Below are 4,206 nucleotides of genomic sequence, written 5' to 3'. Positions count from 1 at the left end.
ACCAGTGGAATCTCCAGTGTCTGCAGGCTTGGAAGAAGCCTCAGCCGGGTTGATGGGCGGAACGGTTACTCCCTGTGTCTTGATTGGATCTGCAGATGGTTCCGGAATTACTTCGCTGGGGCTTACTACACCCGATACCGTGGAGGAAGGCTGAAACAACGCTTCTTTGGGTTTCTCTGTCTTAAACTGCATCGCTATTGCTATGACAAGGACTACACACACCACGCCTAGTCCGGCGATGGTAAAGCGCTTTTTTGCTTTGTCTGTCAGTTTCATTATAGATACCTCCTTGTATGAAAGATTCGATATGTCTTTTCAATGACACACCATACTACAAAAGCTTTCGGAAGTCTATTGCTAATCCGAAAACATTAAAATATCGGCATATATTTGGCCTTTACCCTGAGATTGATCACCATGGGCGGCAGGCTATTTCCTCCGAAGGATACTGGAACTTCCAGCCTTATGGCCGCATCGGCCAGCAGGCCTTTGGAATTGTCCGGACTCGCTGGAGCCAGAGACATATTGTCAATGTCAACGGAGAGACCTGACAGTCTGAATTCCATCTCATCTCCGGCATATTTCACATGATAGCCGTTCTCCTGCCGCAGTCCCAGCAGCTGATCCAGCCTGCCATACATATCTCCGTAGTCCAAGCTTTCTTCGAAATCGTCTGCAGAAGGCTGATAAGCTCCGCTGTATCCTTCACGCACCCCATGAAATACGTTATCGTAATTGTCGTTAATTGTCGAGATAACTGCAGACTGCACAGCATCCCGAACACCCTGGGATACAATCATCAGCCGTATGGTTTCAGATATACCGCAGAAAACAATCAAGATTGCGAGAGTAACGGCTACGATGAGGGGAAAGGACGAGCCCCTTTTACTTCTAAGTATATCACAAATTTTGCCATATTTCATTTCCAATACACCTCGCTCTTGCCGGTAGCCTGTGCCTTCAAGGTGACAGGAAAGTTTCCGAATCCGCCGAATATACCGATGTCGGTCTGTAAGGTGACGGTCACGGTGAATTCCTCGTTGAGCTGGAGCCTTCCGTTTTTCGACCACGAAATGTTTGGCGTAAGCCCGGTTTTTTCGGTGAGAACCTGTGCCCTCAGGGTGGTTTCGCTGCCGACGCGCCCGGCAATCTCTGCCTCCCGGCAAAGCTCCGAAGCATAGGCGTCCAGCTTGTTTTTTGTAACGAACACCGGAAGTACGCTCACTGCCAGGGCGATGACAAGCATCACGCACAGCACCAGTACCGCTACGTCGATATATCCCTCGCCGCACCGGCTTTTTAACAGCTTCAGCACATCCGCACCCCCTCCTGTTTGGGCTCCGTTAGCTCATCCTCCATCGGGTAGTCTTGCTCGATATCCTTCTTATCGCAGATGTCATTAATCAGAGTCTCTAATGCATAAGAAAGATCATTCTCCGTAATCAAACACTGATCTTTGAGAACCGTTAACGGGTGCTTAAACCTCAGCAGATACTCTAATTGGTGATCTTCCATGGGGACATCATACTTTAAAGCTTTATAAATCTTGCGTACTGCACTTATTTCCTCACATAGCCTAATTAATTCTTCTTTGTCTTTGGTCATCAGTTCAGCAATGTAAGTCATATAATCATCCTTCACTTTTTCTTGAAACTTTGCATTTAAATCTTCCATTTTTCAACTCCCCCCTCTCCTAAAACATACTGCCGAGTGAATTCAAAATCTCCATGGCGATGATGACGAGATAGGTCAAGAGAAAGCACATCAGCATGATAAACGAGAATATCCTGATTTTCGGCGGGATCTTCTGTGCCAAGCTCTTAAGCCTCTGAAGCTCCAGTGCCTTGAAGTCATGGGCCAGCATCTGAAAATACACGGCACTATCGTCGCCCCTCAGGACGCCGATGAGTCCTCTGACCACGTCTGAGAGCATGGGTGAATTGAGCCTTGCCTCAAACCGGGTGAGCGCCGCTTCATAGCTTGAGGAACGCATATCTGCAGTCAGCACATCCAGCTCACGGGCAAAGGAGGGACCGGCATTCTTCTTGTAGCTTTCCATCATCGCCAGCACGTCACGGCTGGCCTTCAATGTCTGCTCAATGGTGGAAACAAACCTCGGAAGCTCTCCCTCGATCTGCTCCCGCTTTTCCTTAAGCTGCTCGTCAGCCTTCCGAATCTCCTTAAAATACGTCAGAACAGCTAGAATGATCAGCACCGGTGAGAGCAAGGGAAGAAGAACCAGGCAGGGAAGCACACCCAGCAGGATAGCTCCTGCTTTTGTAATGGCATAGGCTGAATAAACCTCCGGCGTCATACTGATGCCAGCCGCCTTCAGGATGTTTGCCATCCGGCTTCTCTTGTACTCATCCATCCGGATATGCTTTGAGAGCTTGACTGCTCCTGCCATGAGCCAGGCTTCCATGCTTTTGGCGGCTTTTTTGTTCTTCCTTCCCGCATTCAGCATGGCCTTGGCCGTATTCATTGTCGGCAGCTTCAGGATGCCTGCCAGAATGAAATACAGCCCTGCGGCAAGGAGGATTCCGGTAAAAATTAGTTGTGTCATCCTCTACGTCACCTCCTGTACTCGATGGGCTTGGTCAGCCGGATGACAAAGGCCGTAGCGATAAATATCGCCGCAGCACATACTGCCAGTATAATCTGACCGATTGCCGTATGCATCAGGGTATGGTACCAGTCCTTATTGAGAAAATACATGATCGGCACATTGCCGGCCACCAGCAGAGCCATGATGATGAATTCCTTGCGCGGCTCAAACACCAGGTATTCCAGTTCGGCGTTCACAATGCGCATGTCTGAGAGCTTGCTGACAATCGGAGTCAGCGTTGTTTTCAAACTGCGGTCATGCTGGCAGGCGGCAATTGCGTCGCACCACTCATGGAATACGTCATTGTCCATTTTGGGTTTCATAGCGTGGAGCGCTTTGTCCAGATCAGGATTGATGAGCTTCACCTGCGTCAGAAATCCGGCGAATACACTCTGGACGGGATGATTGAGATACTGAATGCTTTCCTCCACCGCTGTCAGAATATCCTCGCTTCTCAGGTATGCCGTGGTGATGATAGACAGAGCCGTCTCCAGCTCTGCAGCGATGTTCTTTTTGTAATACGTGGCAGTCAGCCGGATGTACCAAAAGGGAATAAACATCATGCCTACCGCCATTACCGGCACAAGGAACACGTTGCCTATTAGGATAGCAAGGCTGGCGCCCGCTGCAAGGAATGCCAGCGAAGCCGCGCAGATCATGGAGAATCGGGAGCCTCGTCCGGTGATGGAGAGGATCTCCTGCACCTCGGTTATTTCTCTGCTAAGGAAGGATGGCTTTTTTCGCCGGGCAGCTTCGTTGATCTCCGCCTTGATGCTTTTGTTTTTACGGGTCAGAAAGCCGAACAGCCCGTCGGTAAATTCTATCGGAGAAAGCCCCAGCAAAAGGAAAGCCCCGGTGATAAAACCAGCACAAGCAATTAAAAGGATTGTTATCATCAGGCAGCACCTCCCGCCGCAAGGATTTGTTTCAGTGTATCCTGCGGCATCCCGTTTTCCAGAAAACGCTTTTGAAGGCTTGGTGAGATTCCCTGTACTGCGCTGTGGCAGCCGTTGATGATGAATTTTCCGTCCTCTATGCGGTTTTCGGTGATCTGGAACTGGAACAGGCTGCGGAAGTTTCGGGAGCCGTCGGGCAGGATCTCACATTCCATGATCTCCATCAGCCTGCGCTGCTTGTTTTCGAGCTGCTTGGAGAACACCACGATAGGGAATGCCTCTGTCACCAGATCCATGAGGGTGTTGTCCGCCATGTCATATTTCCTTTTGCACAGGGTGATCATACGCCGCCATGTAGCCTCACAGCTGTTGGAGTGGATGGTGGTCAGCACCGTATGACCGGTTCTGGCGGATTCCTGGGCAGCATAAGCTTCCGGTCCGCGCATCTCTCCTACACAGATAATCTCAGGATTGAAACGCAGAGCCATATCCAGCAGGATGTCCTGATCGATGTTCTGCTTCTCGTTTTCGCTCATACGGGTCAGGGTATGGATAACGCTGTTGCACACCCGTCCGTCCTTCTGGCGCACCAATGCCAGCTCACGGGAGCCGTTTTCAATAGTGAATATTCTCTTGTTATCCGGTATGGTTGTCAGAAGCCATCCCGCCAGTGTGGTCTTGCCGGAGCTGGTGGCGCCTGCCACA

Annotated in this window: 7 protein-coding genes; all 7 read right to left on the bottom strand. The window is 50.3% G+C overall.

The window, feature by feature from the left end:
• The coding region (locus KGZ89_04735) for a hypothetical protein (GenBank protein MBS3974155.1) at positions 1–276 on the bottom strand (276 nt) is incomplete at its 3' end.
• A gap of 95 nt (positions 277–371) precedes the next feature.
• Complete coding sequence (locus KGZ89_04730; GenBank protein MBS3974154.1) at positions 372–923, bottom strand: hypothetical protein; 552 nt, start codon at positions 921–923, stop codon at positions 372–374.
• The gene (locus KGZ89_04725; protein ID MBS3974153.1) at positions 920–1,315 is read right to left on the bottom strand and encodes a DUF4320 family protein; all 396 of its coding nucleotides are present in this window, start codon (positions 1,313–1,315) and stop codon (positions 920–922) included. The genes KGZ89_04730 and KGZ89_04725 overlap by 4 nt, the downstream gene beginning before the upstream one ends.
• Complete coding sequence (locus KGZ89_04720; GenBank protein MBS3974152.1) at positions 1,309–1,674, bottom strand: DUF3848 domain-containing protein; 366 nt, start codon at positions 1,672–1,674, stop codon at positions 1,309–1,311. Before KGZ89_04720 ends, KGZ89_04725 begins: the two co-directional genes overlap by 7 nt.
• Before the next feature lie 19 nt (positions 1,675–1,693).
• Positions 1,694–2,563, bottom strand: coding sequence for a secretion protein F (locus KGZ89_04715; protein ID MBS3974151.1), 870 nt, complete (start codon positions 2,561–2,563; stop codon positions 1,694–1,696).
• An 8-nt stretch (positions 2,564–2,571) separates the two neighbouring features.
• Positions 2,572–3,501 (bottom strand): hypothetical protein, encoded by a 930-nt coding sequence (locus KGZ89_04710; protein ID MBS3974150.1) that lies wholly within the window; start codon positions 3,499–3,501, stop codon positions 2,572–2,574.
• Positions 3,501–4,206: Flp pilus assembly complex ATPase component TadA (gene tadA / locus KGZ89_04705; protein MBS3974149.1), on the bottom strand; the 706-nt coding region annotated here is incomplete at its 5' end. The genes KGZ89_04710 and tadA, both read right to left, overlap by 1 nt.

It is taken from the genome of Actinomycetota bacterium, assembly GCA_018334075.1.
Classification (GTDB): domain Bacteria; phylum Actinomycetota; class Coriobacteriia; order Anaerosomatales; family UBA912; genus JAGXSC01.
This window is presented reverse-complemented; position numbering and strand designations above follow the sequence as displayed.